This is a genomic window from Wenjunlia vitaminophila DSM 41686 (genome assembly GCF_000380165.1).
GTDB classification, from domain to species: Bacteria; Actinomycetota; Actinomycetes; order Streptomycetales; family Streptomycetaceae; genus Wenjunlia; species Wenjunlia vitaminophila.
This window is the reverse complement of sequence record NZ_KB904738.1, coordinates 1-2,685: the sequence shown is the minus strand read 5'-3', so window position 1 is coordinate 2,685 and position 2,685 is coordinate 1. Positions and strand designations below refer to the sequence as shown.

Sequence of the window (2,685 nt, the reverse complement as noted above, 5' to 3'; positions counted from 1 at the left end):
TCGCCGGCGCTTTGGGGACGGTCTTACCAGGAGTCTTCGAGGAGGCCTTACCGAGCGCCTTCAGCAGAAGCTTCCACACCTTCGGCGCTTTGGTGAAGCCTCCTCACACCCGCGCCTGCACCAGACTCCACCGCAAAGCGGGCCTCGACCGCCACCCTACTCATGGAACAGGGCGTCGAGCTCGTCGTGATCAAGAAACTCCTCGGCCACGCCCACATCAGCGTCACCGCCACCGTCTACACCCACGTCCGACTCCGGCTCCAACGAGACGCCATCGACACCCTCAGCATCCCGCTCGACGGTCCTGCTGGCCACGAGCCGACCCGCAACGACGGCAAGGTCCCGTCACCCTGCGCCTCACGCGTCCGCTGGCGTTGCCGTCAACTACTGCCGTCACCCCGTGCAGAGACCGCGCCAGGACACGAGGTGGGCTGAGAGGCCGCTGACGACATTGAGGAGCGCTTTCCGAAAGAACCCGGGAGCAGACCCGTCCGGGAGGTGTACCAGCAGCGTGTAGCGGGTGCTGCGTTCGACGAGAGTGCCGATCGCTGAGCCGTTCTTCGTGCCGACGATCAGGTCCCCTTCCCAGTGCCCCGGGACGTTGCGGTCGGTGGCTTCGGCGGGCCGCTGGCTGATCAGGACCATCAGGTGAGTGAACCGAGGAGTCCTCTCGTTCGGTCGGCGGCGCCGCTTGCGCGTGCTTCGGCCCGTCCGCAGGCGCCGCGAGACCTCTCGTGTCAGGCCGGTCTTGGGCTTGGACATACAGGGCTCGGTAGATCGTCTCGTGCCTCACCTGCATCTCCGGACGGTCCGGGAAATCCCGAGGAAGGATGTGCGCGACCTGTTCGGGACTCCACTTCTCGTCCAACCATGCCTGGATGAAGTCCCGCAGCTCGGGACAACGGTCGACCTTCCGGGGCTTGGACCGCGGTAGTCGTGCCTGCGCCCGTCTGTGAGCGGTGAACGGGCGGTACTGGGACGGATGGTTCGGTCTGGCGTCAGGGCTGCCGTTGCGTCGGATCTCCCGGCTGATCGTCGAGAGACTGCGGTTCAACTCGCCGGCGATTGCGCGTATCGACTTCTGCTCTCGCCACCGATCAGCGATGCACACCCGCTCCTCCTCGGACAGAAAGCGGGCAGAGATTCGGGCGCAAGCCGTTCCGTTCCTCGGCCCGCGGATGGGGCTCGTACTCGCGCGAGTCACCGATAACCGGCTGGATCGCGGCCCGAACCGTCTTGCGTCCCGCCTTGGTGGTCCTCACGCGCGCACCGCGCCCGCTGACCCACTCCTGGCCCGTTCGACGGTTGATGCCGATGATGCGGCTGGCCTCTCTGATACTCACGCCTTCGCGTATCAGTTCGAGAAACCGCTGCTTGACCTCGGGGGGCACCCTCTTGCCGTTCGGGCGCCCCCCAACGGTGCTTCTGTCCTTCAACGCCCACCCGGGGGTCGGGTGTTGCGACGTTCATTAGAACCCGAGTAGCCAGGCGGGGCCTTGACGGTTCAGCACGCCTCTAGAGTTCCCAGTTGCTAAGCGCGACAAATTCTTCGATGGAAGGCGCCAGCCTCCCACAAAATTCAGTCGATGATGCCTGGATTCGATTCACAGCCGAGGCGCGAGGTTTCCCTTGGCCAGAGGCCGCTGCCTCGCGAGCAAGGAGGTCAAGCACTTCGCACTCTGCGTCGATCTCCATTTGAACAAGAGGCCCCACTGGAGGGGAGGGGTCTCCATATCTGACGACCATAGGCTTCTCTCCCCCTACCTTGAATTCGAGCATGGAGAGCAGTGACCTGATGGTGTTCACAGCCATCTCGGTCTTTGCGGCGGACGGTCTCAATGAAACCGCGAGTGCGTTTCCAACCAACGCCACGGATTGGGCCACATAGAACTCCGGACGGGAGGAATCATCCTCGTCATCCTGTGATTCCATCTCCAGCTCATCCAGCGCCTCGGCGCAGTCATCCTGCACGGACTCCCCGGCAGCTGCCGCCCAGACAAGCCCGAGCGAGGCATCGACCCACTCAGACTGCTCTGATCGGCCGAGGGCTCGGCAGAAGAGGGCACCCCGCTCCGCCGCTGCGGCACAGATCAGTACCAGTTCAGGGTCCGAAGCATTCGAGATTGCCTGTAGTTCCGGCGAAATCCCCATGTCTCTCTAGCCTCCAGTGGCCCAGAAGATCGTGAATGGTGAGTTCTGTGCGGCATGACCGCGTATCCCCGCACCTCCCACTGTTATCCCACGCACATTCAGCATGGGCGAACAGATGGAAACACAGAAGTTTCTTGATGCCGCACCGAACACGGCATGCTCGTTGGGGCCCAAACTGTTAAGGATCCCTTCTTCGGCATGCCCGGCAGCCTGCACAAACTCCTCCCCCGGCCTCAGTGTCCATCCGGAAGGCATAGCACCCCCTCCATTGATTCCAATGCGAGTGGCGAATGCCTTCGTCTTGGAGTTAAAGACACCGATTACTGCCGTAGTGCCCTTCACGTCCGCCATGAAGTAGTCATTCCGCGAGGCTTGCAATTCTTCCGCACGGCTAAGCGCGAGCATTGCATCGTCTTCAGTCGCAACCCCTGGACCACAGTTGTGAACCAGGACCGGCGTGGCCCCCGCGAGCACATAGTACGTGTGGATGTCGCGGATGGTGAGGTCGTGGGTGCGTTGTTGTTTGTGGTGGGT

Annotated in this window: 4 protein-coding genes and 2 pseudogenes; 1 reads left to right on the top strand and 5 read right to left on the bottom strand. The window is 62.9% G+C overall.

The features are described from left to right. Positions 1–138: 138 nt before the first annotated feature. Positions 139–366, top strand: a pseudogene (locus A3IG_RS33175) (tyrosine-type recombinase/integrase); the annotation flags it as partial. Between the two features lie 27 nt (positions 367–393). Here A3IG_RS33175 and A3IG_RS34475 read toward each other — a convergent pair. From A3IG_RS34475 to A3IG_RS34855, 5 genes and pseudogenes are all read right to left on the bottom strand, one after another. Continuing rightward, positions 394–762: an IS30 family transposase gene (locus tag A3IG_RS34475; protein WP_157862313.1), complete on the bottom strand. Its 369-nt coding sequence runs from the start codon at positions 760–762 to the stop codon at positions 394–396. A 250-nt stretch (positions 763–1,012) separates the two neighbouring features. Then, positions 1,013–1,129: pseudogene (locus A3IG_RS36045) on the bottom strand (helix-turn-helix domain-containing protein); the annotation flags it as partial. After that, positions 1,098–1,391: a helix-turn-helix domain-containing protein gene (locus A3IG_RS36040; RefSeq protein WP_157862314.1), complete on the bottom strand. Its 294-nt coding sequence runs from the start codon at positions 1,389–1,391 to the stop codon at positions 1,098–1,100. The gene A3IG_RS36040 and the pseudogene A3IG_RS36045, both read right to left, overlap by 32 nt. A gap of 124 nt (positions 1,392–1,515) precedes the next feature. After that, complete coding sequence (locus A3IG_RS34460) at positions 1,516–2,151, bottom strand: hypothetical protein (RefSeq protein ID WP_157862315.1); 636 nt, start codon at positions 2,149–2,151, stop codon at positions 1,516–1,518. A 6-nt stretch (positions 2,152–2,157) separates the two neighbouring features. Further along, on the bottom strand, positions 2,158–2,685 hold a 528-nt coding region (locus A3IG_RS34855), incomplete at its 5' end, for a hypothetical protein (protein WP_211219473.1).

Excerpts from the sequence above, each read along its gene's own strand:
- A3IG_RS34475 (WP_157862313.1), bottom strand. The coding sequence starts at position 762 with ATGTCCAAGCCCAAGACCGGCCTGACACGAGAGGTCTCGCGGCGCCTG.
- A3IG_RS34460 (WP_157862315.1), bottom strand. The coding sequence starts at position 2,151 with ATGGGGATTTCGCCGGAACTACAGGCAATCTCGAATGCTTCGGACCCT.